The following is a 21,906-nucleotide window of genomic DNA, read 5'->3' as shown; positions in this document are numbered from 1 at the left end:
AGTGGCACCTCCTTATTTAATAAAATCTGGATTATTCGTTGATTTCGTTTACAGTCACAAGGTGCGACACCTTTTTGATCATACCACGCATCGCTACGTTGTCAGGGACAACGACAGTCTGATGCATTTTACGAAGACCGAGTGTACGTACTGTTACACGCTGATCCTCAGGACGACCAATGATGCTGCGTGTGAGGGTGATTGCGAGTTTCGCCATGTCTAATTCCCTCCCTTATTTAAGAAGTTCTTCTACGCTTTTACCGCGTAGTTTAGCAACTTCCTCTGCTTTTTTAAGCTCTGTCAAGCCTTGTACCGTCGCACGGACGATGTTGATTGGTGTGTTAGATCCAAGCGATTTCGAAAGGATGTCACCTACACCTGCAAGTTCGAGCACTGCACGAACTGGTCCACCTGCGATAACCCCAGTACCTTCAGAAGCTGGTTTCATGAATACACGACCTGCTCCGAATACTCCTGTGATTTCGTGTGGAATTGTTGTACCGACCATCGGTACTTGAACCATGTTTTTCTTAGCGGCTTCAATAGCCTTGCGGATCGCTTCTGGCACCTCTTGTGCCTTACCTGTACCGAAACCGACGTGACCATTCTTGTCACCTACGACGACGAGAGCGGCGAAACGGAAGCGACGGCCACCTTTCACGACTTTCGCGACGCGGTTTACGGTAACAACGCGTTCTTCGAGTTGTTCCATGTTAACGTCTAACTGGCGCATCGAGTGTCCCCTCCTTTTTGTTAGAATTTAAGACCTGCTTCACGAGCTGCTTCAGCAACAGCTTTGACGCGGCCATGATAGAGGTATCCACCACGGTCGAACACAACAGTGTCGATACCTTTCTCGAGTGCACGTTCAGCTGCAAGTTTACCAACAGCTTTCGCTGCTTCAACGTTGCCGCCGTTTGTAAGATCGAGAGCTTTATCTTTCGAAGATGCTGACACAAGCGTTGTTTGTGCTGCATCATCGATGAGTTGAACGTAGATGTGCTTGCTCGAGCGGAATACGTTCAAACGTGGACGAGCTGCTGTCCCCGTGATCGTACGACGTACACGAGCATGACGTTTCTTACGAACTGCATTTTTGTCTGCTTTTGTGATCATTTATGCCACTCCTTTCCGTTCATTTCGTGACGAATTACTTACCAGTCTTACCTTCTTTACGGCGAATACGTTCATCAGAGTAACGAACACCTTTACCTTTGTAAGGTTCTGGAGCACGGTACGAGCGGATTTGAGCTGCAACGTGACCGACGCGCTCTTTGTTAATCCCTTTAACGATGATTTGCGTGTTTGAAGGAACTTCGATCTCGATACCTTCTTCAGCAACGTACTCGATTGGGTGCGAGTAACCGAGGCTGAGGACGAGTTTGTTACCTTGCTTAGCTGCACGGTAACCAACCCCTGAGATCTCAAGTGTTTTCTGGAATCCGTTAGACACACCTTCCACCATGTTAGCGATAAGGGCACGTGTCGTACCGTGGATCGTACGGTTCTCTTTCGAGTCATCCGGACGAACAACAGTCAATTCGTTTTCTTCAACTTTGATTTCCAAGGCTGGGTTAGCTGAAAGCGAAAGTTCACCTTTAGCACCTTTTACTGTGACCGTGTTGTCTTCTGCAACCGATACAGTAACGCCAGCTGGAATCGTAACTGGTTTTTTACCAATACGTGACATTGATTACACCTCCGTTCTTGTTAGAAAAGTGACTTACCAGATGTAGGCGAGCACTTCGCCGCCGACTTGTTGTTGGCGAGCTTCTTTATCAGTCATAAGACCTTTTGATGTCGAAAGAACTGCGATACCGAGTCCTCCGAGTACTTTTGGTACTTCATCTGCTTTTGCGTATACACGAAGACCTGGTTTCGAAATGCGTTTGAGACCAGTGATAACACGTTCGTTGCTTGCTCCGTACTTAAGGAACAAACGAAGTGTACCTTGCTTAGCGTCCTCGATATATTCAACATCGCGAATGAAACCTTCACGCTTGAGGATCTCTGCAACCTCACGTTTGATATTAGAAGCTGGAAGCTCTAATTTTTCATGGCGAACCATGTTAGCGTTACGGATACGTGTAAGCATATCTGCAATTGGGTCTGTCATTACCATGCGATGTACCTCCTTTCACACTGTTAGTGGATTACCAACTTGCTTTTTTAACACCAGGGATTTGACCTTTGTATGCAAGATCACGGAACTTGATACGGCTGATCCCGAATTTACCCATGTAACCATGTGGACGACCTGTGATGCGGCAACGGTTATGAAGACGCACAGGTGAAGAGTTACGTGGCAATTTGCTGAGTCCGATGTAGTCGCCTTCAGCTTTCAATTGTGCACGTTTCTCAGCGTACTGGGCAACGAGTTTCTCGCGTTTTTGTTCGCGATTCACCATTGACTTTTTAGCCATGTTGTCGACCTCCCTTTAGATTATTTTTGGAATGGCATTCCGAGAAGTGTGAGCAATTCACGAGCTTCTTCGTCTGTGTTCGCTGTTGTAACAACAACGATGTCCATACCGCGTACTTTTGTTACTTTATCGTAATCGATCTCAGGGAAAATAAGTTGCTCTTTCACACCAAGCGTGTAGTTACCGCGTCCGTCGAATGCTTTCTTCGATACACCGCGGAAGTCACGTACACGTGGAAGTGAAACAGTTACCAATTTGTCGAGGAAATCGTACATACGCTCGCCACGAAGAGTAACCTTCGCACCGATTGGCATGCCTTCACGAAGTTTGAAACCAGCGATTGATTTCTTAGCCTTCGTTACGAGTGGTTTTTGACCAGAAAGAATTGATAATTCTTCCACTGCCATGTCAAGCGCCTTCGAGTTCGAAACAGCGTCACCTACACCCATGTTGATGACGATCTTGTCGACCTGTGGGACTTGCATAACTGAGTCATAGTTGAATTTATCCATCATCGCTTTCACGATGTCGCTTTTATACTTCTCTTGCAAACGGTTCATAGTCGAATGGACCTCCTTTCGTCACGTTCTTCTTATTTATCGAGTACTTCGCCCGATTTCGCGACACGAACTTTTTTACCATCGACTACTTTGAAACCAACGCGAGTTGGTTTGCCCGTTTTAGGGTCGAGTGGCATGACGTTCGAGACGTGAATTGGTGCTTCGATTTCAAGGATACCGCCTTGTGGATTCGCTTGTGATGGTTTCGAGTGTTTTTTAATCACGTTGATACCTTCTACGACTACGCGGTTCTTGCTTGGCATAGCTTTGAGGATAACCCCTTGCTTGCCTTTATCTTTACCAGACATTACCTGGACTGTATCGCCTTTTTTAACATGCATCGTTTTGCGCACCTCCTTATAGGATTGAAATTGGAAATTAAAGTACTTCCGGTGCCAACGAAACGATCTTCATGAATTCTTTTTCACGAAGTTCACGTGCAACTGGCCCGAAGATCCGAGTGCCGCGTGGGCTCTTGTCATCTTTGATGATGACTGCTGCGTTCTCATCGAAACGGATGTACGAACCATCTTTACGACGAGCGCCGCGTTTTGTACGAACGACAACTGCTCTGACAACGTCACCTTTTTTAACAACGCCACCTGGTGTTGCTTGTTTTACCGTTGCGACGATAATGTCACCGATGTTGGCAGTCTTACGACCTGAACCACCGAGGACTTTAATTGTCAACAGTTCACGCGCGCCAGAGTTGTCTGCTACTTTCAAGCGAGATTCTTGTTGAATCATGCGAGTGTACCTCCCTCCGGATGTTTATAGATCCGAACTGTTATTAGATGATTACTGACTCTTCTACCACTGTTACGAGACGGAAACGTTTGTCTTTAGAAAGCGGACGTGTTTCCGCGATGCGTACGACATCGCCGATTTTAGCGACATTGTTCTCATCGTGCGCTTTAAATTTCTTCGTGTAGTTTACACGTTTGCCATAAAGCTTATGACGTACTTTTGTTTCAACTGCAACGACGATCGTTTTGTCCATTTTGTCAGACACGACGCGTCCAGTGAGTACTTTACGCTTATTGCGTTCCATGAGTGTTACCTCCTCTTAAAGAATCCGATTAGATTAGCCGTTGTTGATGCCGAGTTCGCGTTCACGAAGAATCGTTTTAGCACGCGCAATCGACTTGCGTACTTCACGGATACGAGCAGGATTCTCAAGCTGACCTGTAGCCAATTGGAAACGAAGGTTAAAGAGTTCTTCCTTCCACTCGCCTACTTTACCGTTGAGCTCTTCAGTTGTTGATTGACGGAGATCAGTTGCTTTCATTCGTATCACCACCATTTTCTTCACGTTTCACGAACTTACATTTAACTGGAAGTTTGTGTGCAGCAAGACGAAGCGCCTCACGTGCTACTTCCTCAGATACACCCGCGATTTCAAACATAACTTTGCCAGGCTTAACTACAGCTACCCAGCCTTCTGGAGCACCTTTACCCGAACCCATTCGGACTTCGAGAGGCTTTTTCGTGTATGGTTTGTGTGGGAAGATCTTGATCCACACTTTACCACCACGTTTCATATAACGTGTCATTGCGATACGTGCTGATTCGATTTGACGGTTTGTGATCCAGCTCGCTTCGAGCGATTGGAGACCGAATTCACCGAAATGTACTGTTGTGCCGCGTTTTGCATTTCCGCGCATTTTACCACGGTGTACACGACGATATTTCACGCGTTTAGGTAACAACATAGTGTGTTGCCTCCTTCCTGAAAGAGTGTTTATTATTCAGCGTTTTTAGCTGTGTTGTTTTTTGTTGGAAGAACTTCACCATGGTACAACCAGACTTTAATTCCGATTTTACCGTAAGTTGTGTCTGCTTCAGCTGTTCCGTAGTCGATGTCGGCACGGAGTGTGTGAAGTGGAACTGTTCCTTCCGAGTACTTCTCTGAACGAGCGATATCAGCGCCACCAAGACGACCAGAAACTTCTGTTTTGATCCCTTTGATGCCAGTGCGCATCGAACGTTGGATTGATTGTTTCATTGCACGACGGAATGACACACGGCCTTCCAATTGACGAGCGATGTTTTCAGCAACAAGTTTAGCGACAGCGTCCGCGTTTTTCACTTCAACAACGTTGATGTGAACACGTTTGCCTTCAGCAAGCTTGATGATGTTTTTACGGAGTGATTCGATTTCCGAACCACCTTTACCGATAACCATACCTGGTTTCGCAGTGTGAAGTGAAATGTTTACGCGATTTGCAGCGCGTTCGATTTCTACTTTAGAAACACTAGCATCCTTCATTTTGTTTTCGATGTATTCACGAATAACGAAGTCTTCATGAAGGAGATCTGCGTAGTCTTTCTCAGCGTACCAACGCGAATCCCAGTCTTTGATAATACCAACGCGAAGACCGTGCGGATTTACCTTTTGACCCACTACATATCCCTCCTTATTTCTCAGTTACCACGATGTGGATGTGGCTTGTGCGTTTGTTAATGCGGCTTGCGCGACCCATCGCACGTGGGCGGAAGCGTTTGAGTGTTGGACCTTCGTTGACGAAGATTTCCGACACCACAAGGTTCTCAATATTCATATCGTAGTTGTGCTCTGCGTTTGCAATCGCTGACTTCAATACTTTCTCAACGATTGGCGACGCTGCCTTGTTCGTGTGAGCAAGGACAGAGAGCGCTTCGCCGACTTGTTTCCCGCGAATTAAGTCTACAACGAGACGTGCTTTGCGAGGAGCAAGACGGACCATATTAGCTGATGCTTTAGCTTGCATGGATTTGACCTCCCCTCAAATTACCGTTTCGTTTTCTTGTCTGATCCGTGACCTTTGTACGTGCGTGTTGGAGCGAATTCACCAAGTTTGTGACCGACCATGTCTTCTGTCACGAATACTGGTACGTGTTTACGACCATCGTGTACACCGAACGTGTGACCCATGAATTCTGGGAAGATTGTCGAGCGACGTGACCAAGTTTTGATGACTTGCTTCTCACCAGATTCGTTAAGTTTGTCAACTTTAGCGAGCAAATGGTGATCTGCGAATGGACCTTTTTTCAAGCTGCGACCCATGATAGAACCTCCCTTTGGAATGATTCGGGAACGGCCCTTTCGAACCGCCCGAGAATCATGTAGTAATTATTTCTTACGGCGACGAAGGATGTACATGTCGCTCGATTTGTTTTTCTTACGTGTTTTAAGACCAAGAGCTGGTTTACCCCAAGGAGTAAGTGGGCCCGAACGACCGATTGGCGCACGACCTTCACCACCACCGTGTGGGTGATCCACCGGGTTCATTACAGAACCACGTACTGTTGGGCGTTTGCCTAACCAACGTGAACGTCCTGCTTTACCGATGTTTACGAGTTCGTGTTCTTCGTTACCAACTGAACCGACTGTCGCGCGGCAAGTGCCGAGGAACAAGCGTGATTCACCTGATTGAAGACGAACGATGACGTACTTGCCGTCACGTCCTTGGATTTGTGCCGATGCACCAGCCGCACGAACAAGCTGACCGCCCTTACCAGGCTTAAGCTCGATATTGTGGATAGTAGTACCGACAGGGATGTTCATAAGTGGAAGAGCGTTCCCCACTTTGATATCCGCTTCTGGGCCAGACATGATTTCCATGCCTACTTTGATGCCCTTAGGAGCGAGGATGTAACGTTTCTCACCATCTGCATAGTTGATGAGGGCGATGTTCGCTGAACGGTTTGGATCGTATTCGATCGTAGCAACGCGTCCGACGATGCCATCTTTGTTACGTTTGAAATCGATGATACGGTATTTACGTTTGTGTCCGCCACCTTGGTGACGTACAGTCAAACGACCTTGGTTGTTACGACCGCCTTTTTTCGAAAGCTTTTCAGTTAACGATTTTTCAGGACGATTCGTTGTGATCTCTGCAAAGTCGAGAGATGTCATGTTACGGCGACCGTTAGTGGTCGGCTTAAACTTTTTAATTGCCATCGAGGATTCCCTCCTTTTCTTCTAAGGTAGTAACTTAACCGAGGAAGTCGATTGTGTTGCCTTCAGCAAGGGTTACGATCGCTTTTTTACGACGAGCTGTGTAACCAGAGTGACGACCGACACGTTTCGCTTTCGGTTTCATGTTCATTGTGTTTACCGAAGCAACTTTCACATTGAAGATTGTTTCGATAGCGTACTTCACTTGCGATTTAGTCGCTTTAACGTCGATCTCGAAAACGTATTTGTTAGCTTCCATGAGGCTAACAGAACGCTCAGTGATGATAGGACGTTTGATGATATCGTATGCTTGAGCCATTATGCAAGCACCTCCTCTACCTTCGCAACCGCATCTTTAGTGAAGATGACTTTGTCGTTAGCAACGAGGTCAAGAACGTTAACGCCTGCTGCCTCGATCACAGTCACTCCTGGGATGTTACGAGCTGCGAGAGCGATAGTCTCATTGTAGTCCGCTGTGACTACAAGAGCCTTACGTTCTACTGACAAGCTGTTCAATACAGCTGTCATGTCTTTTGTTTTTGGTGCATCGAAAGCAAGGCCTTCGAGGACGATCATCTCGTTGTTTTTCACTTTCGACGAGAGCGCCGAGAGAAGTGCTAAACGACGAACTTTCTTAGGAAGCTTGTAAGAGTATGAACGTGGTGTTGGACCGAAGACTGTACCACCACCAACCCATTGTGGTGAGCGGATAGAACCTTGGCGCGCACGACCAGTTCCCTTTTGTTTCCATGGTTTACGGCCGCCACCGCGTACTTCCGAGCGACCTTTCGTATCGTGAGTACCTTGACGGCGTGATGCTTGTTGCATAACGATCGCGTCATAAAGTACTGAGTCGTTTGGCTCGATACCGAAGATGGCTTCTGCCAATTCGATTTCGCCAACTTGTGAACCTGTTTGGTTAAGCAAAGCTACTTTAGGCATTCGTAATTCCTCCTTTCCGTGCAGTTAATTAGTTACCCTTTACGGCTGTTTTGATGATGACGTTCGACTTGCGAGCGCCCGGGATTGCGCCTTTAACGAGTACAAGGCCGCGTTCCACGTCAACTTTGACAACTTCAAGGTTTTGAATCGTTTTACGCTCGCCACCCATTTGACCAGGAAGAAGCTTCCCTTTAAATACGCGGTTAGGAGCTACAGGACCCATCGAACCAGGACGACGGTGGTAGCGCGAACCGTGAGCCATTGGTCCACGTGATTGTCCGTGACGCTTGATCGCACCTTGGAATCCTTTACCTTTCGATGTACCTGTTACGTCTACTAATTCACCTGCAGCGAAAATGTCCGCCTTGATCTCTTGACCGATTTCGTATCCTTCTACTGAAGTACGAATCTCTTTGATGAAGCGCTTAGGTGTCGCACTTGCTTTCGCAGCGTGACCTTTTGATGGTTTGTTTTGACGTGATTCTTTGATGTCGCCGAAACCGAGTTGAACTGCTTCGTAACCGTCTGTTTCAACTGTTTTAAGTTGAAGAACGACGTTTCCTTCGACAGCAACTACTGTTACTGGTACGACTTCGCCTGCTTCGTTGAAGATTTGAGTCATACCAAGTTTTGTTCCTAAGATTCCTTTAGCCATGAGATACACCTCCTGTTTAATAATTATTGTCTCTTCTGGCTAGTATCTACTATATGAAGAATTAAAGTTTGATTTCGATGTCAACACCTGATGGTAATTCGAGACGCATAAGCGCATCAACCGTTTTTGGTGTTGGGTTAACGATGTCGATCAAGCGTTTGTGTGTACGCATTTCGAACTGTTCACGAGCATCTTTGTACTTGTGAACGGCACGAAGGATCGTGTAGATCGATTTGTCAGTTGGAAGCGGGATTGGTCCCGAAACCTTTGCACCCGAACGCTTCGCAGTATCAACGATTTTCTCAGCTGATTGATCGAGTACGCGATGGTCGTATGCTTTTAAACGAATACGGATTTTTTCATTTGCCATGTAAGTTTCCCTCCTTTGTCGCCTATTTTTAAAAATAGACAGTTCTCCGCGGAAATTTCCACACCGGCCATGGCAAAGCTGCCTGGCGTGTCATAACCTCCCGCTTCATCGCAGCGTGCTTGTGTCAGCAGAGGCATCCGATCATTGCAAATCAACGATTGGACCCGTTTTCTGCTGTAAAGTCTCTCACCACTCGCACAAACACTTAATCATTATATCGAATCTACATATGAAATGCAAGATTTGATTTTTAAATCGTGCCGGATGTCTGATGAGTTGTTCAACGTTCACTAATGTAACAAGATTTGAACCCTTTTGCAAGCTCTTTTCCTTCTTTTGTTGAACTATTTCATTCAAGAATCGCCGTGCCAACTCGACCTAGCGTTTCATATACATTCCAAAGCGTTCCGTGACGGCTTCAACAACCGAGGCTGGGGCTCGTTTAAGGCAAGTTTGGACGACTTTTTCATCGAGATCATGCGTCTCAAAATATTCGGCCAGTCGATGAAGCTTGTCTTCCCGACCGATGACCGTATAGAGCACGATCCACTCTTCGAGTCGCATCCAACTGCCGATCGGTTCAATGTAGGGATGCGTATAAATCCCATCCGTGCATTTCATCCGGAAACTGGCCATCACATCGATGTCGCCCCCTTCAAACGTATACTCACTAAAGTACGTCGTCATGTAGTCGGCATGTGGTGCCGTTTCGACTTTGTCGCCGACCCGGCTCAACACTTGATCCAATCGTTCGAATTGATCCGGCTCCACGAATACATCCAAGTCATTCGTCGTCTCGATGAGTCCATGATGCTTCAGTAACGTCGACCCACCGAACCGGCAGGCAATCCCGTTCAAGCGGCATAACGTCTCGACTTGCTTTTCCATCCTCGTCACCCCTTCCCTATAACATATGTCCCATCTTACCACGTCTCGCGATAAAACAAAAAAGCAGCCCGCAAAATGCGGACTGCTTGAAAGGTCAGTGAATCAATCGATTACTCGATGATTTCAGTTACTGAACCAGCGCCTACTGTACGGCCACCCTCACGGATTGAGAAACGTGTTCCGTCTTCGATCGCGATTGTAGAAATCAATTCGATCGTCAACTCGATGTTGTCTCCTGGCATTACCATTTCAGTACCTTCTGGAAGGTGAACGATACCTGTTACGTCAGTTGTACGGAAGTAGAACTGCGGACGGTAGTTCGCGAAGAATGGCGTGTGACGGCCACCCTCGTCTTTAGAAAGAACGTAGATTGAAGCTTTGAACTTCGAGTGCGGCGTGATTGAACCTGGCTTAGCAAGTACTTGTCCACGCTCGATGTCTTCACGTGATACACCACGGAGAAGAGCACCGATGTTGTCGCCAGCTTCAGCGTAGTCGAGAAGCTTACGGAACATCTCTACACCAGTACATACAGTTTTCTTAGTTTCTTCTGTAAGACCAACGATTTCAACTTCGTCGTTGACGCGGAGAACACCACGCTCAACACGACCAGTCGCTACAGTACCGCGACCAGTGATTGAGAATACGTCCTCAACTGGCATCATGAATTCTTTGTCCGTGTCACGAACTGGCTCAGGGATGTACTCATCAACAGCGTTCATGAGTTCCATGATTTTTTCTTCCCACTGAGCTTCGCCGTTAAGCGCGCCAAGTGCAGAACCTTTGATTACAGGGAGGTCGTCGCCTGGGAAGTCGTACTCAGAAAGAAGTTCACGGATTTCCATTTCAACGAGCTCGAGGAGTTCTTCGTCATCAACCATGTCAACTTTGTTCATGAATACGACGATGAAAGGAACACCTACTTGACGTGAAAGAAGGATGTGCTCACGTGTTTGTGGCATTGGGCCATCAGTTGCCGAAACAACGAGGATCGCGCCGTCCATTTGTGCAGCACCAGTGATCATGTTTTTAACATAGTCAGCGTGACCTGGGCAGTCAACGTGTGCATAGTGGCGTTTGTCTGTTTCGTACTCGATGTGAGCTGTTGCGATTGTGATACCGCGCTCACGCTCTTCAGGAGCACCATCGATTGCGTCAAACTTTGTAGCTGTTTTCCCTTGTGCTTTTGAAAGTACAGCTGAGATCGCTGCAGTCAAAGTTGTTTTACCGTGGTCGACGTGGCCGATTGTACCAACGTTAACGTGCGGTTTAGAACGGTCGAATTTTTCTTTACCCATTCTAGATTCCTCCTCTATTAGACAATTAGTTTTTATTTAACTAGGAAGACGTAGGCTACTTTTAACATACGTCCTCCTTAGCTTACAACAATCAATTAAGCGTTACAACCGTTATTAGCCGTTCGCTTTTTTGATGATTTCTTCTGCGATTGACTTCGGTACTTCTTCGTAGTGATCGAAGTGCATCGAGTACGTTCCGCGTCCTTGCGTACGTGAACGAAGCGATGTCGCATATCCAAACATTTCTGAAAGTGGAACCATTGCTTTAACGACTTGAGCGTTACCGCGCGCTTCCATACCTTCTACGCGTCCACGGCGTGACGTGACGTCACCCATGATGTCTCCCAAGTATTCTTCTGGGATGACAACTTCAACACGCATCATTGGCTCAAGGATAACAGCTTTCGCTTGATCCTTAAGTTGTTTAACCGCCATCGAAGCAGCAACTTTAAACGCCATCTCGTTCGAGTCGACATCGTGGTACGATCCGAAGACGAGGGCAGCTTTAACGTCAACTACTGGGTAACCAGCAAGGATACCGTTTTCGAGAGCTTCTTCAATCCCGTTCTGAACAGCTGGGACGTATTCACGTGGTACAACACCACCGACGATTTTGTTCTCGAATGCGAATCCAGCGCCTTCTTCGTTCGGCTCGAATTCTACGACAACGTGACCGTACTGACCGCGTCCACCTGATTGACGCACGAATTTCGAATCGATCTTCGCAGCGCCACGGATTGTCTCACGGTAAGCAACTTGTGGTGCACCAACGTTAGCTTCTACTTTGAATTCGCGACGCATACGGTCAACGAGGATATCAAGGTGAAGCTCACCCATACCAGAGATGATCGTTTGACCAGTCTCTTGGTTTGTTTCAGTGCGGAAAGTTGGATCCTCTTCTGCGAGTTTCGCGAGGGCTTGACCCATCTTGTCTTGGTCAGCTTTCGATTTAGGCTCGATTGCGACCGAGATAACTGGTTCTGGGAATGTCATTGACTCGAGAACGACGTTGTCTTTCTCTGAGCAAAGCGTATCACCAGTCGTAGTATCTTTAAGACCAACGGCAGCGGCGATGTCACCAGCGTATACCATTGGGATTTCTTCACGGCTGTTCGCGTGCATTTGAAGGATACGACCGAGACGCTCACGCTTCCCTTTAGTCGAGTTCTTCACGTACGAACCAGCTTGTGCTGTACCAGAGTACACGCGGAAGAACGTCAATTTACCGACGTAAGGATCCGTCATGACTTTGAACGCAAGTGCCGAGAACGGAGCGTCGTCAGAAGGCTCACGCGTGATTTCTTCCTCTGTGTCGAGGTTAACCCCTTTGATTGACTCAACGTCAACTGGTGACGGGAGGTAATCAACAACAGCGTCCAACATCAATTGAACACCTTTGTTTTTGAAGGCAGAACCAACGAGTACAGGGTAGAATTCTACGCTGAGTGTTGCTTTACGAATACCAGCTTTGAGTTCTTCGATTGAGATCTCTTCGCCTTCGAGGTATTTCATCATCAACTCTTCGTTGTAGTCCGCGACCGCTTCGATCAATTGACCGCGAAGTTCTTCAGCTTGGTCAGCCATGTCAGCTGGGAAGCCATCGATTACTTCGATGTCAGTACCGAGGTCATTCGAGTACATGTACGTCTTCATTTCGACGAGGTCGACGATTCCTTTGAATTCGTCTTCCGCACCGATTGGAAGTTGGATTGGGTGTGCATTTGCTTGAAGACGCTCGTGAAGTGTTTTCACCGAGTACAAGAAGTCCGCACCAATCTTATCCATCTTGTTGACGAATACGACACGTGGAACACCGTAAGTCGTCGCTTGACGCCATACAGTTTCTGTTTGTGGTTCAACACCTGACTGTGCGTCAAGTACTGCAACTGCGCCATCAAGTACACGGAGTGAACGTTCAACTTCAACTGTGAAGTCTACGTGTCCAGGTGTATCGATGATGTTTACACGGTGGCCATTCCACTGTGCAGTTGTCGCAGCAGAAGTGATCGTGATTCCACGCTCTTGCTCCTGCTCCATCCAGTCCATTTGTGAAGCTCCTTCATGAGTTTCACCAATTTTGTGGATACGACCTGTGTAATAAAGAATACGTTCAGTTGTTGTCGTTTTACCGGCATCGATGTGAGCCATGATCCCGATATTACGAGTATTCTTTAGGGAGAATTCTCTTGCCATACTGGGTATTCTCCTTCCGCATGTGTTTTTCGTGTGCTGGCACACGATATGATTATACCCGAAAGCCACTCCATTAAGCCACCGCTTGGTGACGTGGAGTGGTCTTTACGTTTAACTTACCAACGATAGTGAGCAAACGCTTTGTTCGCTTCTGCCATCTTATGCATGTCTTCGCGTTTCTTAACAGATGCACCAGTGTTGTTGGCTGCATCCATGATTTCGTTCGCGATACGTTGCTCCATCGTCTTCTCGTTGCGGAGACGAGCGTAGTTCACGAGGTAACGAAGACCAAGTGTTGTACGGCGCTCTGGACGAACTTCAACAGGAACTTGGTAGTTAGCTCCACCTACACGGCGTGCTTTAACTTCAAGTACAGGCATGATGTTGTTCATTGCTTCTTCGAACACTTCCATAGGCTCTTTGCCTGAGCGTTCAGCGATGAGGCCAAATGCGTTGTAAATGATAGTTTGAGCTGTACCTTTTTTACCGTCTAACATGACACGGTTAATGAGGCGAGTTACCAATTTCGAGTTGTAGATCGGATCTGCGATAACGTCACGACGTTCTGCACGGTTTTTACGCATCCGAGTACCCTCCTTTCAAAATTTCAGTAGTTTTTAGTTTCGCGAGAATTACTTCTTCGCAGCTTTCGGACGTTTCGTACCGTATTTAGAACGGCCTTGCATACGTCCGTCCACACCTGCAGTGTCAAGCGCACCGCGAACGATGTGGTAACGTACCCCTGGTAAGTCTTTTACACGTCCTCCACGGATAAGAACAACGCTGTGCTCTTGAAGGTTGTGGCCAATACCTGGAATGTACGCAGTCACTTCGATTTGGTTAGTCAAACGAACACGAGCATACTTACGTAACGCCGAGTTCGGTTTCTTCGGAGTCATTGTACCAACACGTGTACAAACACCACGTTTTTGTGGCGAGCTCACGTTTGTTTGTGACTTGACGAAACTGTTGTAACCTTTGTTAAGTGCTGGAGAGTCAGATTTAACGACTTTCGATTTACGTCCTTTACGGACTAACTGGTTAATAGTAGGCATCTTTGAAGATCCTCCCTTCCTGAATGTTGCTATTTTCTAGACCCACCGACCCGGGTGGTTCATTTAAGGTCATAACGAAACGCTTTTACGAGGCGTAGGCATTCCATGACCTCGCAAAAACGTGAGTTATACCTTGAAAGTGGCAATAATAGCAGCCAAACCTTTCCGAAGAAAGATCGGGTGACGTCGCAGTAGCTTGCCGACTGCTGGACATCGTTGTCAACGACAACAACCGATTGGCGGCACTAAATCATAGTAGCACCGCCAACGAATGCTGTCAAGACGTTTTTATTCGACTGTCGTGTCTTCGAGGACGGCTTTCGACTCTTCTTCTTTGAGCTCGACATCGCGGTAAACCGGCATCCCAGTACCAGCTGGAACGAGTTTCCCGATGATGACGTTCTCTTTGAGTCCGAGGAGATAGTCGCGCTTGCCTTTGATGGCAGCATCTGTCAACACACGCGTCGTTTCTTGGAACGAAGCGGCCGAGAGGAACGAATCTGTCTCAAGCGACGCTTTCGTGATTCCAAGAAGGACCGGTTTCGCTGTTGCCGGGCTCTTGCCTTCGCGGAGGGCATCTTTACATGCTTCCTTGAAGACGCTGATATCGACGAGCGAACCAGGGAGGAGCGGCGTGTCACCTGACTCGATGACTTTGACGCGGCGAAGCATTTGGCGAACCATGACTTCGACGTGTTTGTCGCCGATCTCTACTCCTTGCATCCGGTATACTTTTTGTACTTCTTGGAGCAGGTAGTTTTGAACGCCAGAGACACCACGGACGGCGAGCAATTCTTTCGGATCGATCGAACCTTCCGTGAAGACTTCTCCGGCTTCTACTGTATCCCCGATTTGAACACGGAGGCGTGCTCCGAACGGAATCGTGTACGTGCGTGTCTCACTGAGTCCTTCGACGGTGAGTTCACGCTTGTCACGCGATTCCGTGAAGTCGATGACCGTACCCGGGATTTCCGAGATGACCGCTTGCCCTTTCGGGTTACGTGCCTCGAATACCTCTTGGATACGCGGAAGACCTTGTGTGATGTCATCTCCGGCTACCCCACCAGTGTGGAAGGTACGCATCGTAAGCTGCGTTCCTGGCTCACCGATCGATTGCGCGGCGATGATTCCGACAGCTTCGCCGACTTCAACGTTCGAGCCAGTCGCCAAGTTGCGGCCGTAACATTTCTTACATACGCCGTGTGACGTGTTACATGTAAAGGCTGTACGGATTTCAACTCGTTCGATGCCAGCGTCGACGATGTCGCGAGCGAGGTCTTCTGTGATCAATTGGTTCTTCTCGACCATGACTTCACCCGTTTCTGGATGGGCCACTGTCTCGAACGCTGTACGGCCGACGAGGCGGTCATACAAGTTTTCGATTTCTTCCGTGCCTTCGCGGAGGGCGGCGACGCGAATACCGCGGTCCGTTCCACAATCTTCTTCACGGATGATGACATCTTGGGCTACGTCTACGAGACGACGCGTCAAGTAACCTGAGTCAGCCGTTTTAAGGGCTGTATCGGCAAGACCTTTACGCGCACCGTGTGTCGAGATGAAGTACTCTTGTACCGTCAGACCTTCACGGAATGAAGATTTGATCGGAAGTTCGATGATGCGACCAGATGGAGCGGCCATCAAACCACGCATCCCTGCGAGCTGCGTGAAGTTGGACGCGTTACCACGGGCACCTGAGTCAGACATCATGAAGATCGGGTTCAAGCGATTGAGGGATTTCATCAATCTTGATTGAATCTCGTCCTTCGCTTCGTTCCAAGAGCGTACTACGCGCTCGTAACGCTCATCTTCAGTGATGAGACCGCGACGGAATGACTTCATGATTTGGTCGACTTGGGTTTGCGCTTCATCAAGGATCTCTTGTTTGTCCGGAAGAACGATGATATCCGCGATACCAACCGTCACACCGGCTTTCGTCGAGTGCTTGAAGCCGAGATCTTTCATTCGGTCAAGCATGCGGCTTGTTTCAGTCGTTTCGAACTTCTGGAACACTTCCGCGATGACTTTTCCAAGGAATCCTTTTTTGAACGGCTCGACGAGTGGACGTGAGGCGATTTCTTCCGCCACGTTGGCACCCTTGTCGATGAAGTACTTGTCAGGCGTTGCTTCCTGCAAGTTTTCCATCGTCGGCTCGTTCAAGTATGGGAACGTGTTCGGCAAAATTTCGTTAAAGATCATCTTACCGACCGTTGTGATCAACAATTTCTCGTTTTGCTCATCTGTGAACGTCGGGTTGTTGAGCGTACGCGCCGGAAGGGCCACACGTGTATGCAAGTGGACATAGCCATTTTGATACGCGATGAGCGCTTCGTTGACGTTCGACAACACTTTCCCTTGTCCGATGGCATCGTCGCGTTCAAGCGAGATGTAGTAGTTACCGAGGACCATATCCTGCGATGGGGTAACGACTGGTTTTCCATCTTTCGGGTTCAAGATGTTCTGTGCAGCGAGCATGAGAAGGCGTGCTTCGGCTTGCGCCTCGGCAGAAAGTGGTACGTGGACCGCCATTTGGTCACCATCGAAGTCGGCGTTATAAGCCGTACAAACGAGTGGGTGAAGGCGAATCGCGCGACCTTCGACGAGAATCGGTTCGAAAGCTTGAATCCCTAGGCGGTGAAGCGTTGGGGCACGGTTCAAGAGAACCGGATGCTCACGAATGACTTCTTCGAGGACGCCCCAGATTTCTGGTTGCATCTTCTCAATCTTACGTTTGGCGTTCTTGATGTTCGACGCGATGCCGCGACCGACAAGTTCTTTCATCACGAACGGTTTGAAGAGTTCAAGGGCCATCTCTTTCGGGAGACCACATTGGTACATCTTCAAGTTTGGACCAACGACGATAACCGAACGTCCTGAATAGTCGACCCGCTTACCGAGAAGGTTTTGACGGAAACGACCTTGTTTCCCTTTCAACATGTGTGAAAGTGATTTAAGGGGACGGTTACCTGGTCCTGTGACCGGACGACCACGACGACCGTTGTCGATGAGGGCGTCAACCGCTTCTTGAAGCATACGCTTCTCGTTTTGCACGATGATGTTCGGCGCGCCGAGATCGAGCAAACGTTTGAGACGGTTGTTCCGGTTGATGACTCGACGATACAAATCGTTCAAGTCAGATGTCGCAAAGCGTCCACCGTCGAGCTGCACCATCGGGCGAAGCTCTGGCGGAATGACAGGAAGTACTTCAAGAATCATCCAATCTGGATCATTGCCTGATGTGAAGAACGCATCGAGCACTTCAAGACGTTTAATCGCACGTGTACGACGTTGGCCTTGAACCGTCTTCAATTCTTCGCGGAGTTCTCCGACTTCCTTCTCGAGTTGAACGTCTTGAAGGAGTGTGCGGATCGCTTCTGCACCCATGTCTGCTCTGAAGTCGCTGCCGTATTTTTCACGGTAGAGACGGTATTCTTTTTCCGAGAGAAGTTGTTTTTTCTCAAGCGGAGTGTCACCTGGCTCCGTCACGACGTACGACGCGAAGTAGATTACTTCTTCGAGCGCACGTGGTGACATATCGAGAACAAGCCCCATTCGGCTTGGAATCCCTTTGAAGTACCAGATGTGCGAAACTGGTGCCGCGAGCTCGATATGGCCCATACGCTCGCGACGCACTTTCGCTTTCGTCACTTCAACGCCACAACGGTCACAAATGACTCCTTTATAACGGATCCGTTTGTATTTCCCGCAGTAACATTCCCAGTCTTTCGTAGGACCGAAGATTCGTTCACAGAACAATCCGTCCTTCTCTGGTTTAAGTGTACGATAGTTGATCGTTTCCGGCTTTTTGACTTCCCCGTAAGACCACGAACGGATCTTCTCAGGTGAAGCCAAGCCGATTTTCATATATTCAAATCGATTAACATCTACCAAGGGGCCGACCTCCCTTTTCGCCTTATTCCTCTTCCGTAACAGTCGGTTGAACGACTTGTTCTAACGCCGATGTTGCGTTCGGGATGTTGTCGTCATCTTCATCTTTCATTTCAACTTCTTCATCATCCGCAGACATCATCTTGACTTCCATACCGAGCGCTTGAAGCTCTTTGATCAAGACGCGGAATGATTCAGGAACGCCCGCTTTCGGAACGCTCTCGCCTTTCACGATGGCCTCGTATGCTTTCACACGACCAACCGTGTCATCCGACTTGATTGTAAGGATCTCTTGGAGCGTGTAGGCTGCGCCGTACGCTTCAAGGGCCCATACTTCCATCTCACCGAAGCGCTGTCCACCGAACTGTGCTTTACCACCGAGCGGTTGTTGCGTGACGAGCGAGTATGGTCCTGTCGAACGAGCGTGAAGTTTGTCATCAACCATGTGCGCGAGTTTGATCATATACATGACACCGACCGAGACGCGGTTATCGAACGCTTCACCAGTACGACCGTCATAGAGACGAGTCTTGGCATCTTTGTCCATACCAGCTTCTTCAATCGTTGCCCATACATCTTCCTCACGCGCACCATCGAATACAGGTGTCGCCACTTTGATGCCGAGCTTTTTAGCCGCCATTCCAAGGTGGAGTTCGAGTACCTGACCGATGTTCATCCGTGATGGTACACCTAGTGGGTTAAGCATGATGTCAATCGGTGTGCCGTCCGGCATGTATGGCATGTCTTCTTCAGGGAGAATGCGCGAGATAACACCTTTGTTACCGTGACGTCCCGCCATCTTATCCCCTTCGTGAATCTTACGTTTTTGAACGATGTAGACACGAACCATTTGGTTCACACCTGGTGAGAGTTCGTCACCGTTTTCACGATCGAACACTTTGACGTCCAAGATGATGCCGTCGCCGCCGTTTGGTACACGGAGTGACGTATCACGGACTTCACGTGCCTTCTCACCGAAGATCGCGTGCAAGAGACGCTCTTCCGCCGTCAATTCCGTCACACCTTTAGGCGTAACTTTACCGACGAGGATATCGCCATCCTTGACTTCCGCACCGATGCGGATGATCCCACGGTCGTCCAAGTTGCGAAGTGCGTCATCACCGACGTTTGGAATATCACGTGTGATTTCCTCAGGTCCGAGTTTCGTGTCGCGTGACTCTGATTCGTACTCTTCGATATGAATCGACGTGTACACATCATCTTTCACGAGGCGTTCACTCATGATGATCGCATCCTCATAGTTGTAACCGTCCCATGTCATGAAGGCGACGACGACGTTACGGCCGAGCGCGAGCTCACCCATATCCATCGACGGACCGTCAGCAAGGATTTCTCCTTTTTCGACACGATCGCCAGCAGCGATGATCGGCTTCTGGTTGTAACATGTCCCTTGGTTCGAACGGACATACTTTTGAAGTTTGTAGCGGTCAAGGTCACCTGATACCTCAGAACCGTTCACGTCAGACGTGCGGCGGACCAAGATTTCACGCGCTGTGACACGCTCGACGACACCTGGGAATTTTGCGATAATCGCGGCCCCAGAGTCTTTCGCTGACACGTACTCCATCCCAGTACCGATAATCGGTGAATCTGGTTGAAGAAGCGGTACAGCTTGACGTTGCATGTTCGCTCCCATGAGGGCACGGTTCGAGTCATCGTTCTCAAGGAACGGGATACATGCTGTTGCGGCAGAAACAACCTGTTTCGGCGAAACGTCCATGTAATCGACTCGGTTCGGCTCAACTGACAAGTTTTGTCCGCGGAAACGGCAAAGGACTTGTTCGTTGGCGAATCCGCCTTCTTCTGTGAGCGGCATGTTCGCCTGGGCGACGACGTAGAGATCTTCTTCATCCGCCGTCATATATTGAATCTCGCTCGTGACGAGACCTGTTTCTGGGTCGACTCGACGGTACGGAGCTTCGATGAAGCCGTACTCGTTTACTTTCGCATAAGACGAAAGCGAGTTGATGAGACCGATGTTTGGTCCCTCTGGCGTTTCAATTGGACACATCCGACCGTAGTGCGAATAGTGAACGTCTCGAACTTCGAAACCGGCACGCTCACGTGTCAAACCACCCGGTCCAAGTGCAGAGAGACGACGCTTGTGCGTGAGCTCTGCGAGCGGGTTTGTTTGGTCCATGAACTGTGACAATTGCGAACTACCGAAGAACTCTTTCAGCGACGCGATAACCGGGCGAATGTTGATTAACGCCTGTGGTGTGATCGCATTTTGATCTTGAATCGACATCCGTTCTTTAACGACACGTTCCATACGAGAAAGCCCGATCCGGAATTGGTTTTGGAGAAGTTCTCCGACTGAACGAAGACGACGGTTTCCTAAGTGGTCGATGTCATCTGTTGTTCCGACTTCGTGTAGTAAGTTAAAGAAGTAGTTGATCGATGCGATGATATCAGCCGGCGTGATGTGCTTCACGCTACGGTCGATATTACCGTTACCGATAATGTTCAAGATACGCTCTCCATCTGGGTCATCTGGTGAGATTACTTTGATCGATTGAAGACCGAACGGTTCACCTTCAGCGACGCCGCCTGTCGGCTCAGCATCCATATAACCGAGGCCATTCTCCAAGTGTGGAAGAACACGGTCAAGGTTGCGACGATCGAGGACAGTTCCAGCTTCGGCGATAACTTCGCCTGTTTCCGGATCAACGAGCGTCTCGGCCAATTTTTGACCGAAGAGACGGTTTTTAAGATGAAGTTTTTTGTTCATCTTATAGCGACCGACGTTTGCAAGGTCGTAACGTTTTGGGTCGAAGAAACGAGAAACGAGAAGTGACTTTGCGTTCTCAACCGTTGGTGGTTCACCAGGGCGGAGACGCTCGTAAATTTCGATTAACGCTTTTTCTGTTGATTCTGTATTATCTTTCTCAAGGGTGTTACGAAGGTACTCGTCATCCCCGAGGAGGTCGATAATCTCTTGATCCGTACCGAAACCGAGGGCACGCAACAACACCGTTACCGGGATTTTGCGGGTACGGTCAATACGAACGTAAACGATATCTTTGGCATCTGTCTCAAGTTCGAGCCATGCACCACGGTTCGGAATGACAGTCGCTCCGAAGCCACGCTTACCGTTTTTATCGAGTTTCGCGTTGTAGTAAACGCTCGGTGAACGAACGAGCTGGGAAACGATAACGCGTTCTGCACCGTTAATGATAAACGTTCCCGATTCTGTCATGAGCGGGAAATCCCCCATGAACACTTCTTGTTCTTTGAGCTCACCTGTCTCTTTGTTTTGCAAACGTACTTTTACGCGCAATGGCGCAGAGTAAGTTACGTCTCGCTCCTTCGATTCATCGATCGAATACTTCGGCTCACTGAGCGAATAGTCGATGAACTCGAGCACGAGGTTTCCGGTGAAGTCAGAGATTGGCGAAATGTCCGTAAACATCTCTTTCAATCCTTCACGCAAGAACCACTCGTAAGAAGCAGTTTGAATTTCAATCAAATTCGGAAGCTCTAATACCTCACTGATACGGGCAAAGCTTCTTCTCTGACGGTGACGACCGTACTGAACAAGTTGACCAGTCAACTGATTCACCTCTCAGACCCCCAATTCTCTATCGAATTTTTCGGGCGTAATAATCGAACATTGTCATTGAATGTCGCCTCTTTTCCGCGTCTAAAAAGCGGCAAACGCGGCAGTTCAAAGCGA

At 48.5% G+C, this 21,906-nt stretch carries 27 protein-coding genes; all 27 read right to left on the bottom strand.

Annotated features, from left to right (window positions below; genetic code table 11):
- Window positions 1–31: 31 nt before the first annotated feature.
- Window positions 32–217 (bottom strand): 50S ribosomal protein L30, encoded by a 186-nt coding sequence (rpmD, locus tag KNP83_RS14435; RefSeq protein WP_214709841.1) that lies wholly within the window; start codon window positions 215–217, stop codon window positions 32–34.
- Between the two features lie 15 nt (window positions 218–232).
- A complete protein-coding gene (rpsE, locus tag KNP83_RS14430; RefSeq protein WP_034817136.1) occupies window positions 233–733 on the bottom strand; it encodes a 30S ribosomal protein S5 in 501 nt (166 codons plus the stop codon).
- A gap of 20 nt (window positions 734–753) precedes the next feature.
- A complete protein-coding gene (gene rplR, locus KNP83_RS14425; protein ID WP_012727661.1) occupies window positions 754–1,116 on the bottom strand; it encodes a 50S ribosomal protein L18 in 363 nt (120 codons plus the stop codon).
- A gap of 34 nt (window positions 1,117–1,150) precedes the next feature.
- Entirely contained in the window at window positions 1,151–1,690 is a 540-nt protein-coding gene (rplF, locus tag KNP83_RS14420; RefSeq protein ID WP_021066615.1) for a 50S ribosomal protein L6, read from the bottom strand.
- Between the two features lie 33 nt (window positions 1,691–1,723).
- The gene (gene rpsH, locus KNP83_RS14415; RefSeq protein WP_021066614.1) at window positions 1,724–2,122 is read right to left on the bottom strand and encodes a 30S ribosomal protein S8; all 399 of its coding nucleotides are present in this window, start codon (window positions 2,120–2,122) and stop codon (window positions 1,724–1,726) included.
- 31 nt (window positions 2,123–2,153) lie between these two features.
- Complete coding sequence (rpsN, locus tag KNP83_RS14410) at window positions 2,154–2,423, bottom strand: 30S ribosomal protein S14 (RefSeq protein ID WP_021066613.1); 270 nt, start codon at window positions 2,421–2,423, stop codon at window positions 2,154–2,156.
- A 20-nt stretch (window positions 2,424–2,443) separates the two neighbouring features.
- Window positions 2,444–2,983, bottom strand: coding sequence for a 50S ribosomal protein L5 (rplE, locus tag KNP83_RS14405; RefSeq protein ID WP_016508927.1), 540 nt, complete (start codon window positions 2,981–2,983; stop codon window positions 2,444–2,446).
- Between the two features lie 32 nt (window positions 2,984–3,015).
- Window positions 3,016–3,324: a 50S ribosomal protein L24 gene (rplX, locus tag KNP83_RS14400; RefSeq protein ID WP_021066612.1), complete on the bottom strand. Its 309-nt coding sequence runs from the start codon at window positions 3,322–3,324 to the stop codon at window positions 3,016–3,018.
- 37 nt (window positions 3,325–3,361) lie between these two features.
- Window positions 3,362–3,730 carry a 50S ribosomal protein L14 gene (gene rplN / locus KNP83_RS14395; protein ID WP_012727667.1) on the bottom strand — a complete coding sequence of 123 codons (369 nt, stop codon included), beginning with the start codon at window positions 3,728–3,730 and terminating at the stop codon, window positions 3,362–3,364.
- A 43-nt stretch (window positions 3,731–3,773) separates the two neighbouring features.
- Window positions 3,774–4,034, bottom strand: a complete 261-nt coding sequence (gene rpsQ, locus KNP83_RS14390) for a 30S ribosomal protein S17 (protein ID WP_021066611.1) — start codon at window positions 4,032–4,034, stop codon at window positions 3,774–3,776.
- 33 nt (window positions 4,035–4,067) lie between these two features.
- Entirely contained in the window at window positions 4,068–4,271 is a 204-nt protein-coding gene (rpmC, locus tag KNP83_RS14385) for a 50S ribosomal protein L29 (protein WP_012727669.1), read from the bottom strand.
- Window positions 4,258–4,695 carry a 50S ribosomal protein L16 gene (gene rplP / locus KNP83_RS14380; RefSeq protein WP_016508922.1) on the bottom strand — a complete coding sequence of 146 codons (438 nt, stop codon included), beginning with the start codon at window positions 4,693–4,695 and terminating at the stop codon, window positions 4,258–4,260. Before rplP ends, rpmC begins: the two co-directional genes overlap by 14 nt.
- Window positions 4,696–4,727: 32 nt before the next feature.
- A complete protein-coding gene (gene rpsC, locus KNP83_RS14375; RefSeq protein ID WP_021066610.1) occupies window positions 4,728–5,387 on the bottom strand; it encodes a 30S ribosomal protein S3 in 660 nt (219 codons plus the stop codon).
- Between the two features lie 13 nt (window positions 5,388–5,400).
- Window positions 5,401–5,733 carry a 50S ribosomal protein L22 gene (gene rplV, locus KNP83_RS14370; RefSeq protein ID WP_021066609.1) on the bottom strand — a complete coding sequence of 111 codons (333 nt, stop codon included), beginning with the start codon at window positions 5,731–5,733 and terminating at the stop codon, window positions 5,401–5,403.
- Window positions 5,734–5,753: 20 nt separating this feature from the next.
- Window positions 5,754–6,029, bottom strand: a complete 276-nt coding sequence (gene rpsS / locus KNP83_RS14365; RefSeq protein WP_012727673.1) for a 30S ribosomal protein S19 — start codon at window positions 6,027–6,029, stop codon at window positions 5,754–5,756.
- A 66-nt stretch (window positions 6,030–6,095) separates the two neighbouring features.
- Window positions 6,096–6,926, bottom strand: a complete 831-nt coding sequence (gene rplB / locus KNP83_RS14360; protein WP_214763058.1) for a 50S ribosomal protein L2 — start codon at window positions 6,924–6,926, stop codon at window positions 6,096–6,098.
- A gap of 34 nt (window positions 6,927–6,960) precedes the next feature.
- Entirely contained in the window at window positions 6,961–7,242 is a 282-nt protein-coding gene (rplW, locus tag KNP83_RS14355; RefSeq protein WP_034781704.1) for a 50S ribosomal protein L23, read from the bottom strand.
- Window positions 7,242–7,865 carry a 50S ribosomal protein L4 gene (gene rplD / locus KNP83_RS14350; RefSeq protein ID WP_214763057.1) on the bottom strand — a complete coding sequence of 208 codons (624 nt, stop codon included), beginning with the start codon at window positions 7,863–7,865 and terminating at the stop codon, window positions 7,242–7,244. Before rplD ends, rplW begins: the two co-directional genes overlap by 1 nt.
- A gap of 28 nt (window positions 7,866–7,893) precedes the next feature.
- Window positions 7,894–8,520, bottom strand: coding sequence for a 50S ribosomal protein L3 (gene rplC, locus KNP83_RS14345; RefSeq protein ID WP_214763056.1), 627 nt, complete (start codon window positions 8,518–8,520; stop codon window positions 7,894–7,896).
- A 61-nt stretch (window positions 8,521–8,581) separates the two neighbouring features.
- On the bottom strand, window positions 8,582–8,890 hold the full coding sequence (rpsJ, locus tag KNP83_RS14340; protein WP_021066604.1) for a 30S ribosomal protein S10: 309 nt from the start codon (window positions 8,888–8,890) through the stop codon (window positions 8,582–8,584).
- Between the two features lie 378 nt (window positions 8,891–9,268).
- Window positions 9,269–9,778 (bottom strand): hypothetical protein, encoded by a 510-nt coding sequence (locus KNP83_RS14335; RefSeq protein WP_214763055.1) that lies wholly within the window; start codon window positions 9,776–9,778, stop codon window positions 9,269–9,271.
- Between the two features lie 110 nt (window positions 9,779–9,888).
- Window positions 9,889–11,076, bottom strand: a complete 1,188-nt coding sequence (tuf, locus tag KNP83_RS14330) for an elongation factor Tu (RefSeq protein WP_214763054.1) — start codon at window positions 11,074–11,076, stop codon at window positions 9,889–9,891.
- A gap of 114 nt (window positions 11,077–11,190) precedes the next feature.
- Window positions 11,191–13,269, bottom strand: a complete 2,079-nt coding sequence (fusA, locus tag KNP83_RS14325) for an elongation factor G (protein WP_214763053.1) — start codon at window positions 13,267–13,269, stop codon at window positions 11,191–11,193.
- 116 nt (window positions 13,270–13,385) lie between these two features.
- Complete coding sequence (rpsG, locus tag KNP83_RS14320; protein WP_021066600.1) at window positions 13,386–13,853, bottom strand: 30S ribosomal protein S7; 468 nt, start codon at window positions 13,851–13,853, stop codon at window positions 13,386–13,388.
- A gap of 48 nt (window positions 13,854–13,901) precedes the next feature.
- Window positions 13,902–14,324 carry a 30S ribosomal protein S12 gene (rpsL, locus tag KNP83_RS14315; RefSeq protein ID WP_214763052.1) on the bottom strand — a complete coding sequence of 141 codons (423 nt, stop codon included), beginning with the start codon at window positions 14,322–14,324 and terminating at the stop codon, window positions 13,902–13,904.
- A gap of 288 nt (window positions 14,325–14,612) precedes the next feature.
- The gene (gene rpoC, locus KNP83_RS14310; RefSeq protein ID WP_214763051.1) at window positions 14,613–18,212 is read right to left on the bottom strand and encodes a DNA-directed RNA polymerase subunit beta'; all 3,600 of its coding nucleotides are present in this window, start codon (window positions 18,210–18,212) and stop codon (window positions 14,613–14,615) included.
- 22 nt (window positions 18,213–18,234) lie between these two features.
- The gene (gene rpoB / locus KNP83_RS14305; RefSeq protein WP_029594427.1) at window positions 18,235–21,783 is read right to left on the bottom strand and encodes a DNA-directed RNA polymerase subunit beta; all 3,549 of its coding nucleotides are present in this window, start codon (window positions 21,781–21,783) and stop codon (window positions 18,235–18,237) included.
- Window positions 21,784–21,906 lie beyond the last annotated feature (123 nt).

Source organism: Exiguobacterium sp. s146, assembly GCF_018618415.1.
In the GTDB taxonomy this organism is placed as follows: domain Bacteria; phylum Bacillota; class Bacilli; order Exiguobacteriales; family Exiguobacteriaceae; genus Exiguobacterium.
Note: the sequence above shows the minus strand (reverse complement) of the source record. Positions and strands in the feature narration are given on the sequence as shown.